This is a genomic window from Kitasatospora sp. NPDC058032 (assembly GCF_042885845.1).
Classification (GTDB): domain Bacteria; phylum Actinomycetota; class Actinomycetes; order Streptomycetales; family Streptomycetaceae; genus Kitasatospora.
Window position 1 is genome coordinate 46,179 of record NZ_JBHVRK010000011.1, and the last position, 19,720, is coordinate 65,898.

Annotated in this window: 16 protein-coding genes; 9 read left to right on the top strand and 7 right to left on the bottom strand. The window is 73.3% G+C overall.

All coding sequences use genetic code 11. The features are described from left to right. Nucleotides 1–46 precede the first annotated feature (46 nt). Nucleotides 47–442 (bottom strand): SsgA family sporulation/cell division regulator, encoded by a 396-nt coding sequence (locus tag ACFVUH_RS19275; RefSeq protein WP_355369056.1) that lies wholly within the window; start codon nt 440–442, stop codon nt 47–49. Between the two features lie 623 nt (nt 443–1,065). Between ACFVUH_RS19275 and ACFVUH_RS19280 the strand changes: the two genes are divergently transcribed. The 4 genes from ACFVUH_RS19280 to ACFVUH_RS19295 all read left to right on the top strand — a co-directional run bounded on the left by ACFVUH_RS19280 (nt 1,066) and on the right by ACFVUH_RS19295 (nt 5,219). Beyond that, nucleotides 1,066–2,517, top strand: coding sequence for a hypothetical protein (locus ACFVUH_RS19280; RefSeq protein ID WP_387914503.1), 1,452 nt, complete (start codon nt 1,066–1,068; stop codon nt 2,515–2,517). A 175-nt stretch (nt 2,518–2,692) separates the two neighbouring features. Next, entirely contained in the window at nt 2,693–3,982 is a 1,290-nt protein-coding gene (locus ACFVUH_RS19285) for a TerD family protein (protein ID WP_387914505.1), read from the top strand. Nucleotides 3,983–4,176: 194 nt separating this feature from the next. Then, a complete protein-coding gene (locus tag ACFVUH_RS19290) occupies nt 4,177–4,413 on the top strand; it encodes a hypothetical protein (RefSeq protein WP_387914506.1) in 237 nt (78 codons plus the stop codon). Nucleotides 4,414–4,625: 212 nt separating this feature from the next. Further along, on the top strand, nt 4,626–5,219 hold the full coding sequence (locus ACFVUH_RS19295) for a Uma2 family endonuclease (protein ID WP_387914507.1): 594 nt from the start codon (nt 4,626–4,628) through the stop codon (nt 5,217–5,219). A 64-nt stretch (nt 5,220–5,283) separates the two neighbouring features. On the opposite strand, the gene ACFVUH_RS19300 is transcribed toward ACFVUH_RS19295, so the two are convergent. Beyond that, on the bottom strand, nt 5,284–6,213 hold the full coding sequence (locus ACFVUH_RS19300; protein WP_355369064.1) for a proline dehydrogenase family protein: 930 nt from the start codon (nt 6,211–6,213) through the stop codon (nt 5,284–5,286). 142 nt (nt 6,214–6,355) lie between these two features. Next, nucleotides 6,356–7,984 carry an L-glutamate gamma-semialdehyde dehydrogenase gene (pruA, locus tag ACFVUH_RS19305; protein WP_387914509.1) on the bottom strand — a complete coding sequence of 543 codons (1,629 nt, stop codon included), beginning with the start codon at nt 7,982–7,984 and terminating at the stop codon, nt 6,356–6,358. 233 nt (nt 7,985–8,217) lie between these two features. On the opposite strand from pruA, the gene ACFVUH_RS19310 reads away from it, so the two are divergent. After that, complete coding sequence (locus ACFVUH_RS19310) at nt 8,218–9,819, top strand: helix-turn-helix domain-containing protein (protein ID WP_355369068.1); 1,602 nt, start codon at nt 8,218–8,220, stop codon at nt 9,817–9,819. Between the two features lie 81 nt (nt 9,820–9,900). On the opposite strand, the gene ACFVUH_RS19315 is transcribed toward ACFVUH_RS19310, so the two are convergent. Together ACFVUH_RS19315 and ACFVUH_RS19320 are read right to left on the bottom strand one after the other, a co-directional pair. Further along, nucleotides 9,901–11,382, bottom strand: a complete 1,482-nt coding sequence (locus ACFVUH_RS19315) for an alkaline phosphatase PhoX (protein WP_355369070.1) — start codon at nt 11,380–11,382, stop codon at nt 9,901–9,903. A gap of 264 nt (nt 11,383–11,646) precedes the next feature. Next, nucleotides 11,647–12,894 (bottom strand): hypothetical protein, encoded by a 1,248-nt coding sequence (locus ACFVUH_RS19320; RefSeq protein WP_387914512.1) that lies wholly within the window; start codon nt 12,892–12,894, stop codon nt 11,647–11,649. 234 nt (nt 12,895–13,128) lie between these two features. On the opposite strand from ACFVUH_RS19320, the gene ACFVUH_RS19325 reads away from it, so the two are divergent. Continuing rightward, entirely contained in the window at nt 13,129–13,575 is a 447-nt protein-coding gene (locus ACFVUH_RS19325; RefSeq protein WP_355369074.1) for a VOC family protein, read from the top strand. A 28-nt stretch (nt 13,576–13,603) separates the two neighbouring features. On the opposite strand, the gene ACFVUH_RS19330 is transcribed toward ACFVUH_RS19325, so the two are convergent. Beyond that, nucleotides 13,604–15,232 carry a hypothetical protein gene (locus tag ACFVUH_RS19330; protein ID WP_387914513.1) on the bottom strand — a complete coding sequence of 543 codons (1,629 nt, stop codon included), beginning with the start codon at nt 15,230–15,232 and terminating at the stop codon, nt 13,604–13,606. Nucleotides 15,233–15,565: 333 nt separating this feature from the next. Here ACFVUH_RS19330 and ACFVUH_RS19335 point away from each other — a divergent pair, with 333 nt between their 5' ends. After that, nucleotides 15,566–16,897, top strand: coding sequence for an MFS transporter (locus ACFVUH_RS19335; protein ID WP_387914514.1), 1,332 nt, complete (start codon nt 15,566–15,568; stop codon nt 16,895–16,897). Nucleotides 16,898–16,954: 57 nt separating this feature from the next. Here the strand turns inward: ACFVUH_RS19335 and ACFVUH_RS19340 are convergent, their stop codons facing one another. Next, nucleotides 16,955–17,599, bottom strand: coding sequence for a Uma2 family endonuclease (locus ACFVUH_RS19340; protein WP_387914516.1), 645 nt, complete (start codon nt 17,597–17,599; stop codon nt 16,955–16,957). Nucleotides 17,600–17,795: 196 nt separating this feature from the next. On the opposite strand from ACFVUH_RS19340, the gene ACFVUH_RS19345 reads away from it, so the two are divergent. After that, nucleotides 17,796–19,007 carry a helix-turn-helix domain-containing protein gene (locus tag ACFVUH_RS19345; RefSeq protein WP_387914517.1) on the top strand — a complete coding sequence of 404 codons (1,212 nt, stop codon included), beginning with the start codon at nt 17,796–17,798 and terminating at the stop codon, nt 19,005–19,007. Nucleotides 19,008–19,098: 91 nt separating this feature from the next. Next, on the top strand, nt 19,099–19,530 hold the full coding sequence (locus ACFVUH_RS19350; RefSeq protein ID WP_387914519.1) for an ATP-binding protein: 432 nt from the start codon (nt 19,099–19,101) through the stop codon (nt 19,528–19,530). Nucleotides 19,531–19,720: the final 190 nt, after the last annotated feature.

Below are 19,720 nucleotides of genomic sequence, written 5' to 3' on the forward strand. Positions count from 1 at the left end.
CCACCGTCCCCGGGGCCACCGCCCCGGGGCCCTCCGTCCGCCGGGCTCAGTGGCCGCCGGCGAGCAGTTCGGAGAGCTCGTCGTCACTCGGCCCGTGGGCCTGCTCGGCCGCCTCCGAGACCATCGCGTACGTGCGGTCCAGCCACTCCTGGACCTTCGGCCTGGAGGCCTCCAGCAGGGCGCTGCCGTGCGGGGACTCGAGCGCCAGGTGCAACGTCGAGCCGTGGCACGGGCAGTACGCCGGCCACAGCTTGACGTCGCCCTGGCCGCTCAACGAGCGGAGGCCGTCGCGCAGCAGTTCGCGCGAGAACACCCAGTCGGCCTCGTCCGGCCTCCCCAGGTGGAACGTCAGCAGCACCTCGTACGGGCGCGCGGCGTCGAACCGGAACCGCGTACGGACCTCTCCGACCACCTCCTCGCCCAACGAGATCCGCAGCGTCAACACCTCCTCCACCGCCGCCGGAGCGGCGGTGGAGCCTGCCTCATCGCCGCCCGTGGGGGTAGCGGCGAGGGGGGCACTGAAGGGTGCTGGCAGCGGGTCGGGCGGCATGACGGTCTCTCCGGGACGGCGTGGGATGTCCTCCAGCGTGCTCCGCCGCGCGGCGCTCGGGCAAGGGTTGCAAGGGGGTTGCAATAATCCCCGCAGCGGTCGAGTATCCCTTACCGGCCTTGTCAGACGGACCGTCAACTTCCGCTGGTCAAAGGGTTGTCCACGGATTGGATCAATTCCGTCCGACCACTGGCCACCGCCCGGGGGCCCGCTGCTACGCTCGTCCCCCTGCCGGCGCACGCCCGCGCGCGCGTCCGGTCGGACTCCGCACGCGCGCCCCCGCACGACCCGGCCGGACCGTGCCCGAACGAATCCTGACGACGTCCCCGACCGGACCGGACCAGCCGGTACCGCATCGGACCGGACCGGACCGGATTCGACGGGACCGGACCGAACGCGCCGGCCGCACCGGGGAGCCGGCGGCCGTCCGCCCGGTCCGGCGGCACCGGCACAGCCGTCGGCACGTGGGAGAATGCCACGACCGCAACGGCGACTTCAGGGGAGGGAGGGGTCCGGTGACCTTGTCCGACGACACCGGGCAGGACGCGACGCACGCGTCCGACCGGTACCGCACGCGCCACGGCCGGCACGGCCGTCCCGGCCCGTTCGGGGGCCGACTGCGGCTGCCCACCCTGCGGTTCTCCGGCGCCGCGATGGCGATGTCGACCGTCGTGGGCATCAGCATCGCCACCACCTTCCTGCTCAACGAGCAGCAGGGCGTGGGTCGCCGGGCCGGGGTCGCCCGGGTCGGCTCCAGCGCGCCGCCGCCCAGCCCGTCCACCTCCCCCGACAGCATCGGCGGCAACGGCACGACCTCCGGCACCGGGACCGCCTCCGGCCCGGACGCCGCCGGGCCGAACGCGACGGCGGGCCGCCGTTCCGCCGCCCCGGGCACGCCCACCTCCGGCGCCTCCGGCCCGGCGGCGGGCACCCGCGCCCCCGACTCCGTGCCCGCCCAGCGCTCCGCCGGCCCGTCCGTGCCCCGCACCGACGGCTCCCCGTCCACCGCGCCGCTCGCCGAGGGCCCGGCGCCCCGACACGGCGTCAACGGCGGGCCCGCCACGGAGCAGCCCGGCCCCGGCGCCCCGGAGACCCTGGCCGGTGGCCGGCCGGACCACCCGCAGTCCGCCGACGAGCAGCTCGCGGCGGCGGCCGGCGGCGCGCAGACCGCCCGCCGACCCGCCGAGGACCCGTCACCGGCCGGCGCCTCCCCGTCGCCGTCGCCGTCCGTGCCCGCGCCCTCCCCCTCGTCGGCCACGCCCCGCCCGTTCGTCCCCGCCGCCCCGGACCCCGGCATGCCCGCCCCGTCCCCGCGCGAGTGGACCGGCGGAACCCTCGGCACGGCCGACACCACGGCCGACGGCGCGGCCGAGCCCGCGACCGACAGCGGGGCGCCGGGCCCGACGAAGGGCAGTACGAAGGACACCGGCGTGACCCGGCCGGCCGTCGGCACCGACGCGGTCGAGGACCAGGCGCTCGCCGGTGCGGCCGTGGTCCAGCCGCTCGGCCGCGACGGCACCCGGCACGTCCTCGCACTGACCGTCAGCGAGCCGCTCACCGCGCTGCAGGCCGAGTTCCGCCTCGCCCCGGGCACGGCGGCCCCGGGCGTCGGCACCGCGTGGACGGACCTCGCCGGCGCCGTGGTCACCGCGCACCAGGAGCGCGGCGCGGCGGTCTACCGCTTCACCACCCCGCCCGGTACGGACGTCCGCCCCGGCCGCTACACCTTCACCGTGCGCGGCACCCGGTCCGCCGGGCAGGCCGGCCCGTCCCGGAGCGTCGGCCCGCGCACCCCCGGGTCCTGGAATGCCAGCGCCTTCGGCATCGGCCGCCCGCGCGCCGTCGCCGCCCTCGGCACCTTCCCGGCACCTCCGGCGGCCCCTGCACCGGCCCCCGCACCGGCCCCCGCGCCAACCACTGCTCCGGCCCCGGTGCCGGCACCCCGCGCCGCCGCCCCGGCCGGCTGACCGCCGCACCGTTCCCCGGTCGGACCGCGGCCCGCCGGCGGTCGGGCAACCCAACAGGTCAGCGCCCCGTTCGGGCTCATCAGACCGGGCTCGTTCGTTACTGTGGTCGCCAGCCGGCACAGCCGCCCCAAAACGCCGGGGCCGGTGCCGCACCACCGCATCCCAGGAGGAGTTCGTGTCCACGGTCCTGACCCAAGGCGGCAACGCCCCGCTGACCGCCGCGCGGGTGACCGTCGAGGTCACCGCACCCAAGGCGCTGGATGTCTCGGGCCTGCTGCTGACCGACGCCGGAAAGGTCCGCTCGGACGACGACTTCGTCTTCTACAACGCCCCGAACGGGCCCGGTGTGACCCACCGTCCGGCCGCCGCCGGAACGCCGGACGCCATCATCGTCGACACCGCCGCCGTCCCGGCCGGGATCACCAAGATCGTGGTGACCGCGAGCCCCGACGAGTCCGGCGCCACCTTCGCGGGCATCGAGCCGACCGCGACCGTGCGGGACGCCGCCACCGGCACGGTGCTGGTCACCTTCACCCCGCCGCCGCTCGGCCGGGAGACCGCGCTGATCGTGGTCGAGGTCTACCAGCGCAACGGCGCCTGGAAGGTCCGCGCGGTCGGCCAGGGCTACGCGAACGGCCTGGCCGGCATCGCCACCGACTTCGGCGTCAGCGTCGACGAGCAGCCGGCCGCGGCGCCCGTCGCACCCCCGGCCCCGGTCGCTCCGGCCCCGGTCGCTCCGGCCCCGGTCACCCCGCCGCCGGCGCCCGCCGCCCCGGTCGACCCCCGGCTCGCCATGGCCTCCGCCCCGCCGATGCCGCAGACCGCGCCCCCGATGCCGCCCGCTCCCCCCGCGCCGCCGGCCCCGCCCGCCGCCGCCCCGTCCTTCACCAAGGTCACCCTGGACAAGGGCCGGGTCAGCCTCACCAAGGGCGGCTCGGTCTCCCTGGAGAAGAACGGCAAGCCCTTCCTGTCCGCCGTCCGGATGGGCCTCGGCTGGGAGCCCGCCGGCCGCGGCCGCAACATCGACCTCGACGCCTCCTGCCTGGCCTTCGACGCCCAGCGCGAGAAGCTGGACACCGCCTGGTTCATGAAGCTGGGCATCTTCAACGGCGCCATCGCCCACTCCGGCGACAACCTGACCGGCGAGGGCGGCGGCGACGACGAGTCGATCACCGTCCACCTGGACGGCCTCCCGCCGGAGGTCTGCGGCCTGGTCTTCGTCGTGAACTCCTTCTCCGGCCAGAAGTTCACCGAGGTCAAGAACGCCTACTGCCGCCTGGTGGACGCCGCCACCAACCAGGAGCTGGTCCGCTTCGACCTCACCCACTCCGAGCCGCACACCGGTGTGGTGATGTGCAAGCTGATCCGCCAGTACTCGGGCGAGTGGGTGATGACCGCCATCGGCGAGTACGTCGATGCCAAGACCGCCCGCGCCATGGTCAAGCCCGCCGCCGCGATGCTCTGACCCACCCCCGACGGCGCCCCCGGCACTCGCCGGGGGCGCCGTCGTCCCCGTCACTCCTCGCCGTTCCCTCTCGCACGATCGGGTGAAAGCCCGGCGTACAACCCGGCGAGGTCCCCCGCCCGGCCGAACTCCCGGCCCTTTCCCGGCACCGGCCGGTCGCCTACGGTGGGGACCCCCGACCACCGGAGGTCCCCGTGCCGGAAGAACAGCCGCCGCCGAACTACCGCAGCTACCACTGGGAGGACGAGGCCACCGGCGCCCAGTGCTTCGTCCTCTACCCGGGCGACGAGGAAGCCGACGACGAACGCAAGACACGCATGCGCGCCATGGCCCGCCGAGCCTTCCCGGACCTGGACCTGGACCTGTCGGACGAGCAGCCGCCGGAGACCACCAGACCCACCCTCCGCCTGATCCGCAGCGACGGCTCCTGAACGCACCCGACGGCCGCGGGTGGCCATGACGGAAGGAAGCCCAGCCGGGAGCGGCCCGTCGGTTCCCCCGACGGGCCGCTCCGCCTGCGCGCGCGGACGATGCCGGCTCCCCGGCGCCCACCGCCTCACACCATCGGATGAAAACCGCGCGCACATGGCATAACCCCGATCGACCCGGCACTAGCGTGACGTCCACCTGAAGGAGGGGCATCATGAGTGCTGTGGCGCATGAGAAACCGATCACGGATTCCCCGTCGCAGGAGGACATCCTGCTGGAGAGCTTCCTGAGCCTGCACTCCCCCGAAGGCTTCCGGGCCGAGCTCATCGAGGGAGAGATCAGCGTGGCACCACCGCCGGATGGCGATCACGAGGACTACATCGACCTGCTGATCGACCAGGTGAAGGCAAAATCCCAGATCCATATGCAGGTGTCAGGGGGCAAGGGCCTCCGACTCGTCAGCGGCGGACTCTGCCCGAAGAACCATGTCATCCCCGACGCCACCTTCGCCCCCAGGGAACTGCGCCTCTTCCGCGGTGCCCCGTCGTGGATGGAGCCGGACGGTGTGGCGATGGTGGCGGAGGTGACATCGAGCAAGCCGGACCAGGACCGGATCACCAAGCGCCACTGCTACGCGCGCGCCAAGATCCCCCTCTACCTGCTCATCGACCGCGACCGATCGCGGGTCAGCCTCTTCAGCAACCCGCACCGCGACGAGTACACCGAGGTGCACCTGGCAGCCTTCGGCGAGCCGCTCGCGCTTCCGGCGCCGTTCGACTTCGAACTGGACACCAAGGACTTCCTGTAGGACCCGGACGCGCGACGGCCCGCGCCCCCGGTGGGGGGCGCGGGCCGTTCGGCGTTCGTGCGCGTCAGCCGCGGGTGGCCATGGCGCGCAGGAAGAAGGTGAGGTTGGCCGGGCGCTCGGCGAGGCGGCGCATGAAGTAGCCGTACCACTCCTGGCCGTACGGGAGGTACACACGCATGGTGTTGCCCTCGTCGGCGAGGCGCAGCTGCTCCTCGGGGCGGATGCCGTACAGCATCTGGTACTCGAAGGAGTCGCGCTTGCGGCCGTTCCACTGGGCCAGCTGGCCGGCGATCTTGATCATGTTGGGGTCGTGCGAGGCGATCATCGGGTAGCCCTCGCCGGCCATCAGGATCTTGAGCGCGCGGACGTACGCGAGGTCGACCTCGTGCTTGCCCTGGAAGGCGACCGACTCGGGCTCCTTGTAGGCGCCCTTGCACAGGCGCACGCGCGAGCCGGCGCCGGAGAACTCGCGGCAGTCGTCCTCGGTGCGGCGCAGGTAGGCCTGGAGGACGACGCCCAGCCAGGGGAAGTCCTGGCGCAGCTCGCGGGCGATGCCGAGGGTGGAGTCGGTGGTGGTGTGGTCCTCCATGTCGAGGGTCACCGTGGTGCCGGCGTCGGCGGCGGCCTCGCAGATCCGGCGGGCGTTCTCCAGGGCGATCTTCTCGCCGTCCACCGGGAGGAACTGGCCGACGGCCGAGAGCTTGACCGAGACCTCGGCGCCGGCGGCCAGACCGGTCTCCTTGAGCGCCTTGAGCAGGTACTCGTAGGCCTCGGCGGTGCCGGCGGCCTGGGCGGCGTCGCGGGTGTCCTCGCCGAGGTGGTCCAGGGTGACCTTGCGGCCGGTGGCGACGAGGTCGTCGCAGGCGGTGACGGCGTCGTCGAGGGCCTCGCCGGCGACGAAGCGCTCGACTATCGCGTGGGTCGGCGGGAACTTCTCGACGACGGTGCGGACCTGCGAGGACCGGGAGGCCGCGAGGAGGGCGGAACGGAGCATCGTGACTCCTGGAGCTGGTGCTTCTAAGGGTGGCAGAAAGACGGGCGGCGGACCGGGGAGTGGGGTCCGCCGCCCGTGGGGACGCCGCCCGGCTGCGGGACCGGGGGCGTCAGGGGACCGCGAGGGGGTCCCGGTGGGGCACTCAGCCCATGTGCGGGTAGCGGTAGTCCGTCGGCGGGACGAAGGTCTCCTTGACCGAGCGGGTCGAGGTCCACCGCGCCAGGTTCTGCTTGGCACCGGCCTTGTCGTTGGTGCCCGAGGCCCGGCCGCCGCCGAACGGCTGCTGGCCGACGACCGCGCCGGTCGGCTTGTCGTTGATGTAGAAGTTGCCGGCGGCGAAGCGCAGCTTGTGCATAGCGTGCTGCACGGCCTCGCGGTCCTGGGAGATGATCGAGCCGGTCAGGCCGTAGGCCGACACCGACTCCATCTGCGCCAGCATCTCGTCGTACTTGTCGTCCTCGTAGACGTGCACGGCCAGGATCGGGCCGAAGTACTCGTCCTTGAAGTACTCGCTCGCCGGGTTCTCGCAGACCAGGACGGTCGGGCGGACGAAGTAGCCGACCGAGTCGTCGTAGGTGCCGCCGGCCAGGACCTCGACCTCGGCGTCGGCCTGCGCGCGGTCGATCGCGGCCTTGTTCTTGGCGAACGAGCGCTCGTCGATGACGGCCGACATGAAGTTGTCCAGGTCGGTGACGTCGCCCATGGTGAGGCCCTCGACCTCGTCGCGGAACTCGTCCTTGAGCTCGGCCCAGATCGAGGCCGGGACGTAGGCGCGGGACAGGGCGGAGCACTTCTGGCCCTGGAACTCGAAGGCGCCGCGGGTCATGGCGGTCTTCAGCACGGCCTTGTCGGCGGACGGGTGGGCGACCAGGAAGTCCTTGCCGCCGGTCTCGCCGACGATCCGCGGGTAGGTGCGGTAGCCGGAGATGTTGTTGCCGACCTCGCGCCACAGGTGCTGGAAGGTGGCGGTGGAGCCGGTGAAGTGGATGCCGGCCAGCGCCGGGTGCTTCAGCGCGACGGCGGAGACGTCCAGGCCGTCGCCGGTCACCATGTTGATGACGCCCTTGGGCAGGCCGGCCTCCTCCAGCAGCTGCATCAGCAGGTGCGCGGAGAACTGCTGGGTGGGCGAGGGCTTCCAGAGCACCACGTTGCCCATCAGCGCCGGGGCGGTCGGCAGGTTGCCGGCGATGGCGGTGAAGTTGAACGGGGTGATCGCGTAGACGAAGCCCTCCAGCGGGCGGTGGTCGCTGCGGTTCCACACGCCGTCCGAGGAGATCGGCTGCTCGGCCATGATCTGGCGGGCGAAGTGCACGTTGAAGCGCAGGAAGTCGACCAGCTCGCAGGGCGTGTCGATCTCGGCCTGCTGCGCGGTCTTGGACTGGCCGAGCATGGTGGCGGCGGCCAGCGTCTCGCGCCAGGGGCCGGCCAGCAGGTCGGCGGCGCGCAGGAAGATCGCGGCGCGGGAGTCGAAGGAGAGCGCCTGCCAGGCCGGGGCCGCGGCCAGGGCAGTGTCGATGGCCTCCTGCGCGTCCGCCTGGGTGGCGTTGCGCAGGGTGCCGAGCCTCGCCGCGTGGTTGTGCGGCTGGACGACGTGGAACTCGGTGCCGCCGCCCATCCGGCGCTCACCGTTGATCGTCATGGTCAGCTGGACCGGCTCCTGGCCGCCCAGCTCCTTCAGCTTGGCCTCCAGACGGGCCCGTTCCGGGCTGCCCGGGGCGTAGCTGTGGACCGGCTCGTTCACCGGCGCGGGGACCTGGGTCACAGCGTCCATGAGCGCACGCTCTCCTTCGTTTCTTGCGGGGGGATGCCGGCGCGGGTCGCACGCCGGCCACATGACGAACGCTATTCCTGCACCGGGGCCCGCTTGATTGGCCGGACGGCTAAAATCATTCGGACGGCGTTGTCCGCTCGGATGAAGAACCGGGGTCACCAGCCACCGGAGCCCCACCGGACGCCCCGCCGGCGCCCCGCCGGAGCCCCACCGGACGCCCCGAGGAGGCCCGTATGACCACCCCCGGCCTCCCGCTCCGCCAGCTGCTGATGTCCCTGGGCGAGCCGCTCGTCGAGCTCCAGGCGGCGCCGCACGGGCTGGACGTCCCGGTCCGCGACGTCGCCATCCTCGACCCCGAGGACCCGCCGACCGCCGCCCCCGGCGAGCTCGTGCTCGCCATCGGTGCCCGCGGCCGGGCCGCGCTCCCGGCGCTGCGCGCCGCCGGCCGGGCCGGGGCCGCCGCGGTCGCCGTCAAGCTGGACGCCCCCGGGCAGGCCGACGCGCTGCGCGAGGCGGCCACCGAGGCGGGCGTGGCACTGCTCTCGGTGCGCCGGGAGACCCGCTGGGAGCACCTCGACTCGCTCGCCCGCGCGATCATCGCCGGGCCGGACGCCCCGGACACGCCCGGCGCCGCCGAGCACAACGCCGGTGACCTCTTCTCGCTCGCCCAGACCGTCGCCGTCCTCACCAACGGCATCGTCTCGATCGAGGACACCTCCAGCCGGGTGCTCGCCTACTCCCGCTCCTCCGACTCCGACGAGGTAGACGACCTGCGCCGGCTGTCCATCCTCGGCTGGCAGGGCCCCGAGCCGTACCTGTCCAAGCTCCGCGAGTGGGGCGTCTTCCAGCACCTGCGCAGCTCCGACACGGCCATCGCGGTCGACCCGCACCCGGAGCTTGGTCTGCGCCGCCGGCTGGCGATCGGCATCCGGACCGGTGCGCAGCCGCTCGGCACCATCTGGGTGCAGGAGGGCTCCCAGCCGCTGGCGCCGCTCGCCGAGCAGGCGCTGGTCGGCGCGGCCCGGGTGGCCGCGGCCCAGCTGGTGCGCCGGCGCCGGGAGCTGTCCGCGGACGTCCGGCTGACCCAGACCCTGCTCACCGGCCTGCTGGAGGGCTCCACCGGCCCGCAGTCGCTGGCCACCCACCTCGGCCTGGACCTGCGCCGCCCGGCCACCGTGCTGGCGTACAGCGCGGGCACCACCGAGCAGCTGACCCGGGCGGAGGTGACCGGCCTCATCTCGGTGCACACGGCGGCCCGGCACCGCGCCGCGCTGCTCGCGCCGATCGAGTCCCGGGTCTACGTGCTGCTGCCCGAGCTGCCCGCCAACCTGCCGATGACCACCGTGCGCGGCTGGGCGCAGGAGGTGGTCGAGGCGGCCCGGGACCACCTGGGCGTCCCGCTGCGCGCGGCGATCGGCTCGACGGTGGACGGCCTGGCCAGGGTGCCGGAGTCGCGTGCCCAGGCGGACCGGATCCTGGACGCGATGGGCCGCGGCGGGGTGGACCTGGAGGTCGCGGCGCTGATCGACGTCCAGGCGGAGGTGCTGGTCAGCGAGATGCTGGCGCTGCTCCAGGAGCGCGGCGGCCTGCGCGACCCTCGGCTCACCGCGCTCGCCGAGTACGACCGCCGGCACGGCACCCGGCTCGCCGAGTCGGTGCTGGCCTGGCTGGACGCGCTGGGCGAGGTCCGGGTCGCGGCGGACGCCCTGCACATCCACCCGAACACCCTGCGCTACCGGGTCCGCCGGGCCGAGCAGCTGACCGGCATCGACCTGGCGCAGCCGCAGCAGCGGCTGCTCGCGATGCTCCAGCTGCGGCTGCCCGCCGAGCCCTGACGGCCCGGTGCCGCGAGAGGGTCCGGTGCGCGAAAGGGCCCGCTCCGAGGAGCGGGCCCCTGACGATCACTCGCGCTCAGCTCACTGGCCGTAGCCCTGGCCGCGCTTGTGCTCGTTCAGGCGGTGCCACGGGCCGGTGATGGCCAGCTGGATGCCCGGGGTCTGGATGTTGGCGAAGAGGGTCTTGCCGTCGTCCGAGAAGGTGACGCCGGTGAACTCGCTGAACTCGGGCTTCTCGGCGGTGCCGATGTTCAGCTCGTTGCGGGCGATGGCGTAGGTCAGACCGTCCTCGGTGGCGCCGAACAGGTGCGAGACGCCCTCGCCGTCCTCGGCGATCACGATGCCGCCGTAGGGCGAGACGGTGATGTTGTCCGGGCCGTCGAAGTTGTCGTGGTCGCCCCAGACGTCGGTGTTGACGCCCAGCAGGACCTTCAGGGTGATGGTGCGGCGGGCCGGGTTGAAGAACCAGACCTGGCCGTCGTGCTGCAGCGGGCTCTCCGAGCGGGCGAAGCTGGAGACGAAGTAGAAGCCGCCGTCACCCCACCACATGCCTTCCAGCTTGCGGGCGCGGGTGACCTCGCCGTCCTTGAACTGCTTGCGGATCGAGACGGTCCTCGCATCGCGCTCCTGGACCTTGACCCAGTCCACGCCGTAGGTGGTGCCGACCGTGGTGGCGCGGGACAGGTCGTCGATGAACTTGCCCTGGGCGTCGAAGACCTTGAAGGCCTCCAGCACACCGGCGTCGGCGGCCAGCTTGCGCAGCTGGTAGCGGCCGTGCTTGAAGCCGGCCGGCGGGGTCCAGCGGAACAGCAGGCCGTTCGGGTTGGAGGCGTCCTCGGTCAGGTAGACGTGGCCGCGCTTCGGGTCGACGACGACGGCCTCGTGGGCGAAGCGGCCGAACGCCTTGACCGGCTGCGGGTCGCGGTTGTAGTCGTCGTCGAACGGGTCGACCTCGAAGATGTAGCCGTGGTCCTTGGTGAAACCGTTCTTGCCGGCCTTGTCCTCGGTCTCCTCGCCGGACAGCCAGGTGCCCCACGGGCTGACGCCGCCGGCGCAGTTGGTGGCGGTGCCGGCGATGCCGACCCACTGCTCGACCTTGCCGTTGGCCTTGGCGTGCACGATGGTGCAGCCGCCGGCCGCGCCCGGGTCGTAGACGTGGCCCTCGGTCAGCGGCACCGGGTTCGGCCAGTTGGCGCGGGCGCCGCCCAGCTCGTGGTTGACGACCAGCAGGTTGCCGCCGCGCTCGTCCTCGAACGCCGAGGTGCCGTCGTGGTTGCTCGGGGTGAACTCGCCGGTGCGCAGCTTGCTGACGCCGGCGCGGTTCAGGACCTTGTACTTGAAGCCCTTCGGCAGGGCCAGCAGGCCCTCCGGGTCGGCGACCAGCGGGCCGTAGCCGACGGCGACGCGCTCGCCCTCGGCGGCCGCGGCGACCGGCACCTCGCCACCGGCCGGGGCGGCGATCGCGCCCGGCGCGCTGGCCAGGGCCTCGGCGCTGCCGGCGATCAGAACGCCGGCCCCGACGATGGTGGAACGGTTGACGAAGTCCCGGCGGGACAGCGACATGGCAGTCACTCCTGAGGGGTGGGCCGCCGACCGGGGGGTCCCCGGCGCGTGGCGTGCGAGGTGTCGAGCATGGTCGTCGACGCCCAGCAGACTCTGCCCGCGCGGTGAACACCCGATGACGCGGACACCTCGTCAGGGTGGTCATTTGCCGACCTTATGCAAACCCATTGCTCAATTTTTGCCCGGTCACCACAGGTCACACCACGGGTCGGTGAACCGTCACCCGCCGTACGTCCACTGACGGGCCGTCGGCTCCGCGTCGGCTCAGCGCCCGCCGGTCCGGGCCGCCCGCCACTGCTCCCAGGCCGCCAGCCACAGCTGCTCGCCCATCCGGTGCTCCCCGCGCTCCCCGAGCCGCACCTGCTGCCAGGCGCGCTGCGCCGGCACGCTCGCCACCTCGCTGGCGAACACGGTGTACCGGATCGACTCCTCCACCGCCGCGTCGCCCTCCGCCGTCCCCACCACCCAGTGCGTCAACTGGGAGAGCCGGCCGAGCTGTTCGACCATCGCGGCGACCGCCTCGGCGGCCTCCTCGCGGGTCTCCGAGGCAAGCCGCATCTGCTGGCGCACCGCCGCCTCCCAGCGCAGCGCGCCCGCCTCGGCGCGCGCCCCCCGGGGCGGCCTGGGCGGGCGCCCGGAGCGCAGCCGCGCCTCCAGGGCGGCGGCCTCGCTGATGCCGTGCGCGATCACCGCCCGGTGCGCCTCCAGCCCGGTGACCGGGGAGAGCTCGCGTCGCTCCACCGGCAGGTGCCGGCCGCGGCGGACCGCCAGCTCGCGCAGCAGCGCGGTGCGGCCGCTCAGATAGCGCTCGTGGTCACGGATCCGCGCCAGCTCGACGCCGCCCGGCGGCACACCGCGCCCGCAGACCGTGACGGTCAGCCCGTCCACCCGGAAGCGGCCGGCCCAGACCGGCTCGACCCCGCCGATCGGGCAGCAGCCGGGCAGCGCCGCGCCGGACCACAGGCCGCGCCGGTCCTCGTGCACCTCGACGGCGCGCGACTCGCCGTCCACGGTGATCCACTCCCGGAGCGCGCGGACCCGGCCGGGCGTGTCGCCCTCGTCGACGCCGAACTGCTCGTAGACCCGGTCGCGCTCGTCCTCGACCACGTCCTCCAGCTCGGGCAGCGGCTCGTAGCGGTCGGCGCCGGGCCGGTGGGTGCGCACGGTGACGTACGGGCCGGCCGGGGAGGTCCGGTCGCCGAAGCCGATCTCGATCCAGCCGGGCGCGCCGCCCACCGCTCCGCCGCCCGCGCCTGCGACCGTCCCGCCGAAGTCCGCGCCGTAGCCGTCCGCCCCGCACCCGTCGTGCCCGTACCCGTCGTGCCCGTACCCGACCAGGGCGGCGCCGCCCTGACCCAGCACCGGCACGACGCCGAACACCGGGAAGTCGGCCGCGACGAGACTGCGGCGGGCGAGCTCCTCCTCGACGGCGAGGAACTCCTCCAGGTCGCCGGCCGGGTACCCGCCCGGAGGGCCGTCCAGGGGATCGTCCGGGCGGTCGAACGGATCCACCGTGCCCGCACCATCCCCGAACCGGCCGTCCCGGCCCCCTCCGCTCGCCCGCGTCATCCCGCGCCGCACCCCCTGCCCTAGCCGTCCGCACCGTGCCGTCGGCACCCGGGCAACGATACGTGGCCCGACCTACCGGGTCATCAGGCCCTTTGCCCGCCCGGAGGATCGGCCGCGGCGCTCCGGACGGACCCGTCCGGAGCGCCGCTGTCAGTGCCCCTCTCTAGGCTGGCGGGCATGACAGCGACCTCGTCCTTCCCCGCCCGGCTCAGCATCGTCACCCTCGGTGTGGCCGACCTCGACCGCAGCGCCCGCTTCTACGAGGCGCTCGGCTGGCACCGCTCCGCCGCCTCCAGCCCGAACATCGTCTGGTTCCGCACCGCCGACTCGGTGCTCGGCCTGTTCCCGCACGAGGAGCTGGCCGCCGACGCGGGCGTGCCGTCCGCGGGCGAACCGGCGTTCCGCGGTGTCACCCTCGCCGTGAACCTGGAGTCCCAGGCCCTCGTGGACGCCGCACTGGAGACGGCGGTGGCGGCCGGCGCCATCGTCGTCAAGGCACCGGCGGCGACGGACTGGGGCGGTTACTCCGGGTACTTCGAGGACCCGGACGGCCACCTCTGGGAGCTCGCCCACAACCCGTTCTTCGCCTTCACCGAGGACGGCTCGCTCGACCTGCCGAACTGACGGTCGCGCCGCCCGGCCCTCAGCCCGCTCAGCCCCTGGACCGGGCCTTGAACGCCGCCTTGCGGGCCTCCTTGGCCACCGCCCGGTCCGGATGCAGCTCGCCGACCGCCTCCAGCACGTCCGCCGTGTACGGGTGCTCCACCCGCCACAGCTCGCCGAAGTAGCCGACCGGGTCGTCCGTCACCGGCAGCTCGGAGACCAGGTCGCGCAGCTGGTCCGGATCGCCGCCGGTGTCCAGCAGCTGGGCCGCGAAGGCGTCCACGACCGTCCACAGCGCCATCGCCCGGTCCGGTACGGGCACGTCCGTCACGCCCAGCGAGACCAGCCAGGCCCGCGCGCCGCCGCCCAGCTCCGGGTCGTCCAGCACCTCCCGGACGGCCGGCTCGGCGGGCGCGCCGAGCAGGGTCAGCGCCGAGTGGCAGAGCAGCCGCCGCATCGGGGCGTACGCGTCGATGCCGCGCGCCGCCGCGAGCAGCTCGCGCGCCGCCGCCACCGGCTCCCGGCCGGCCACCCAGACCTTCAGCTCCTCCTCGGGCAGCACATTGGCGGCCTCGCTGACCCCGCGCAGCAGCTCGGCGGCGTCGCCCCGGGCCAGGTCGCCGACCAGCGGGGCGTCGTAGCCGTCCTCCAGCAGCCACTGCCGGATCCCGTACTGGCCCAGCGGGGTGAGCCGGACCAGCCCGAACCGGGCGGACTCCGCCTCGTCCAGCTCCGCCGACTCCGCCTGCGCCGAGTGCTCGGCCTCCCCTTCCGCCCCTTCCTCCTCCTCGTCGAAGAGCTCCGGGTCGATCGGCCGGTACTCCAGCAGGCCCAGCTCGGCGAGGTCGGCGAGCATCGGGTCCAGGGCGACCATCACATCGGTGATGTCGCCGAGCAGCTCGTCGCTCGGCTCCTCGCCGTCCGGGACCACCAGCAGCGCCGCCAGCACGCCCAGCGGCACCGTCTCGTTGCCCGGCTCGGCGAAGGCGGTGGTTTCGTACAGCACCTGAAGCGCCTCGTCGAGCAGCTCGGCGGCCTCGTCGCGGGCCTCCTCGACGTCGCTCAGGCCGTCCTCGTCCTCTTCCGCGCGCTCCCCGTCCTCCGCCTCCAGGTCCTGCGAGTCCGCCTCGACCGCCAGCTCGCGGACGATCCCGGCGGCCGTCAGCCACAGCTCCAGGACGGTCTCCGCGTCCCCCGCCTCGGCCGGCTCCAGGTCCGGCCCGGGGATCGCGACGTGCTCGCCGGCCGCCGTGGTGCCGATCTCGACCAGGTCCAGGTCACAGGCCAGCGACCAGGCGCGCATCGCCTCGACCACCGCCTCCTCCGGCGCGTCCCCCTCCTCGGGGGCCAGGCCCAGCAGCCGGGCGGCCGGGGCCCGGTCGGGGCCGGTGAGGTCGCCGAACTCGTCCACCGCGCGGTGCGGGGCCGTCCAGCGGGCCAGCTTCAGCGCCCACCCGAACATCGGGACGGCCTTCGCCCGCTCGGCCAGCTCCGGCTCGGACGGCAGCGTGACCGGCGGCACCAGCACCGCCGCGTCGTCCAGGTCCTCGTCGTCCAGCCCGTGGGCGGCGAACGCCCCGTACAGGTCCTGCAGCTCCAGGTCGGCGGGCAGCACCGCACCCTCGCCCGGCGCACCCGCCGCCGGGGTGTCCGCGTTCCTACGACGTCGTGCGGCCATCGTTGCGCGTTCTCCCTACGCCGAGCGGTCAGCCGGGCCGGGGCACGCGGAGATCACCTCCGCGTCACCGGTCCACCACCTCAGCGTATAGGCCGGGCACCCCGGACGCCCGGCCTCAAGGGGCGCGCGCCGAAACCGTGCGCCCACCCCTTATCCTTCGAAGTCGGTACCGCGCACAACCCCGCGCGCGCCGACGGGCAACGTAGCCCCCCTCTCAGCTCACCTGCCCCACCAGGGAGCCCGCACCGAGGCCACCACCACAGCGCCGCCAGGACGGGCGCACCGGCACACCCCGCCGACCCGGGTGGTGCCCGGCCACAGGAGACCCCTGCCATGGCGGACCTCTCCCCCGCCGGCTCCGGCCTGCGCACCGCGCAGTTCGACGGACGCCGACTGTCGGAGGCCCTGCTTCCCCTGGAGCTCGCGCCACGCGCCCAGCTCCAGCTCTCCGCGATCAGCCGCTGGAACGCGCTGCGCGGAGTCCGCGTCGGCCTCGTCGCCGGCGCCCTGCTGCTCATGCTGATCGGCGCCAACCTGGCCACGCCGATCTACTCGCTCCTCCAGCAACGGATGCACCTCACCGCGCTGGACACCACGATCCTCTTCGCGTTCTACGTGTTCGCGCTCGTCCCGGTGCTGGCCGTGGTCGGCCACTGGTCCGACCACCTCGGCCGACGCGCCCTGATCCTGCCCGCCGTCGCGCTGTCCGCCGTCGGCGACGTCGTGTTCGCGACCGCGGGCGGCTTCTGGCAGCTCGCGGCCGGCCGGGCCGTCCAGGGCATCGCGGTGGGCCTGACCACCGGCGCCGCCGGGGCGGCCCTCGGCGACCTGATGCCGGACCACCCGACCCGGGCCGCCAAGATCACCCTGGCCTGTTCCGCCGGCGGCGTCGCGCTCGGCCCGGTGGTCGGCGCCCTGCTGGCCGGCGGCTCCGACCCCCTGCTCAGCCCGTTCCTGCTGCACGCCGTCGCCCTGCTCGCGCTCTGCGTGCCGCTCGCGCTGGTCCACCCGCGGATGCCCGGCCGCAACCGCGCGCCGGCCGCCCCGCCGCGCATCACCACCCCGGCCCACCTGCGCCCGCAGCGCCTGCGACTGCCGCGCACCGGCCGCCGGGAGTTCCTGCTCGCCGCCGCGGCCGGGTTCATCTCCTACGCGGTCTTCGGCGTCTACCTCAGCCTGGCCCCGGCCTTCGCCGCCAAGCTGCTGCACACCGACTCCAAGCTGATCGGCGCCGTGGTCGCGGCCCTCCTGCTCGGTTCCTCGGCCGTCGCCCAGCTGCTCGTCCCGCCGACCGCCGACCGTCTGGTGATCGCCCTCGGCATGGCCGGCCTGGCCACCGGCCTGGCCCTGGTCGTCGCCGCCCAGTACACCGGCACCCCGGCGCTGCTCTTCATCGGCAGCGTCCTCGGCGGCGCCTGCCAGGGCATCGCCTTCCGCTCCCTGTTCACCACCACCGTCGCCGCGATGAACCCCGAACGGAGGGGCTCCGAGCTGAGCTCCCTGTGGATCATCATCTACCTCGGCTCCTCCCTCCCCATCGTCGCCGTCGGCGCCCTCGTCCAGACCTACGGCCTCCTCCCCGCCACCAGCGGCTTCACCCTCCTCGCCGCCCTCCTCTGCGCCGCCCTGGCGATAGCCGTCGCCAAGCGCCCCCGACCCGCCTGACCCCCCACATGCAAACCCGCCGCCCCGGAACGACACTCGTTCCGGGGCGGCGGTGTCTCATCCCCAAGGCCTCCAGGCATCCGTCCTGATCTCCGCATCGAACGGCTCCGGCAACCGAACCGCCTCACCGAACTTCCACTCACCCATCACCTCGTACGTGGCCTCAGCCTTGTTCGGATCCCCGAACAAAGTGACACCCGGCTGCCGTGGATCCCGGTCCACCAGCAGGTAGTACGGCACCCCACACCGCGCATAGCCGCTCCACTTGGTGGCCTTGCCGGACACAGGACGCCGGTCAGTGTGTGCGCTGAGGTACGCCGTGACCTCGGCCACCAAGCTGATCTCGTCCGGGCGGAGATACCGGTCCTCCGCCCTTGCCGGCAGATCCACCTCAGCAGTCACCACGACGAGGTCGGGACAGTAGCCGTCCCCGATCTCGGCAAGGTCGACACCGACGCGCTGCACCACCTGCCACGGGAAGCCTTCCTTCCTGAACTCGGCACGGAACAGCCATTCCTTCATGTCCGAGAGCATCAAGGCGTGATTCACCGGTGGATACGGCGTCACGAAAAACTCCCCACCGATCACCTCGACCTGCAGCCGCTCCGGCAGCCAGAGATACCCATCGAGTTCACCCCGAACCCACAGCGCATACGGCGACTCGGGCAAGACCCACTGCCCGGACGCAACAACAGACGACATGCCCCCCAGCCTGGCCGCCCAGTCGCCGATGAACCGCTGTCGCGCAAACCGCTCCTTCGAAAGAGCGGTTTGCGCGACAGCAGGTTGACGTTCGACCCGCCCGCCCGATGTGGCACGACGTGATCGGACCGTCTCCGCCCGTTCATGCGAGCGGGTACCTTCCCAGTACGGCCGTGCACCCGGAAGGGGACCAGGGATGACGCAGTGGACCGACTACACCACTGGCGAGCGCATCAAGCTTCTCCGCGGACCGGACATGACACAGGAACAACTCGCCGAAGCGTCGGGCCTGTCCGTGGCGACGATCCGCAAGGCGGAACGCAACCTCGGCGGCAGCCTCCAGACGTTGCTGCGGATCTCAGCCGCGCTGCACACGGACGTGTCGGTGGTCCTCGGCCAACAGGCCCCCCGTCGGGCGATGCAGGGCACCGACCGGGCAATGATCCGCGAGCTGTCCCGCATCGTTCACGACACCGCCGCCGGTGTCGGCGTCGATGTACAGCCCCCACTCCCGGCCGAACTCGCGGCCGGGCTCGCCGCCGCATGGAAGACCTACCGATCCGGAGACTACGTGGGCGCGGGAGTCCGGGTCGCCCCTGCACTGCGTGAAGCCGCCGCCGCCCTGAAGGCCGCTCCGGTCGACCGGAAGAGCACGGCCGCAGGCGTCCTCGCCGACGCGTACCGACTCGCCGCCTACGTGGCGAACCAGTTCGGCGCCCGCGATCTCGCGTACGCCGGGATCGGTCACGCCCAGCACGAGGCCGACCGCGCCGGGGACACCGTCCGCTCGGCCATGGTCGCCTCCGGCCGGTCGTGGATCTACCTGCGGGACGCCCGGCTCGACCAGGCCGGGGAGACGGCCCGCCTGTCGTACGAGTCCATCGAGCCCAGATACGGAGATCGAGATCTCGGAACACTCGCCACCTATGGGTGGCACGTGACCTTCGCAGCCGTCGTCGCCGCCCGTCAGGGAGACGTGGACAGCGCCGACGATCTGCTGTCGCAGGGGTATGCGGTAGCGGCCCGGATGGGCCGGGACGTCCGGGTGAACGGCACGGCGTTCGGGCCCACGACGGTCACCGCCCAGGCGATCGGTATCTCCGTCTCGACCGGCCGGCCGGCACGAGCGCTGGGCCTGTTCGAATCGCTCGCCGACGCGGGTTCACTCACCCCGTCGGCGCGCAACCGGATGATGCTGGACGTGGCACTCGCGCAAGCCGAGACCCGGCAGTCGGACACCGCCTTGGACACCCTGCTTGATGTTTGCTCGGCCGCGCCTGGATGGGCGCGGCACCAGGGGCTGCCCGGGGTGATCGCGCAGAAGGCGAGCGCGGGCAGCACCACCCTGACGAAGCTGCGCAAGCTCGCATTGATTCTCGGAACATCCGTCATCATCAGCCAGGAGTGATACGAATCATCTCACTCGACGCCGGTACGACTTCTGGAACTGATATATCCCGTCCGTTCACGAACGGTGACGGCTTCGCGACAGTGGCTGCATGCTGATGATCCATCACCAACGCCCCGCGCTCACGCGCGCGCCGGGCCCGGCCACCCTCCGGCTGCCGTACAGCCCCGTGTCGGCCGGCGCTGCCCGTCTCCTGGTCCACGCCAAGCTCACCGAGTGGAAGCTGCCGCAACTGATCGACGACGCCGAGCTGATCATGTCCGAACTGGTGGGCAACGCGGCGAGGACCGGTTGCCAGACCTCCATGATGGTCGGCATCCGGCGCGCAAGCAGCGACACCGTACGACTGCTGGTCGCGGACGGGTCGGCGACCCTGCCGGTGCTGATCGATGTCGGGCCGGACGCCGAGTCCGGCCGAGGACTCTTCCTGGTCGATCAGCTCACCCGGCAGCGCTGGGGTGTGACCCCCTGGCCGCACGGCAAGGTCGTGCACGCCACTCTCACCGCCTCCACCCGCACCTGAGGACGCCCCTGAGATCCCCACCCGGGCAGTCAGGTCGGCACACGGGCCGGGCGCTTCGGGTGTGGGGGGGGGGGGCCCCGCCCCCCCCCGCCCCCCCCCCCCCCCCCCCCCCCCGGGCGGGGTTAAGGACGGACCCCCCCCCCGCCCCCCACAAAAGCCCCCGCGGCCCCCCGGGCCCCGGGAAAAAAAA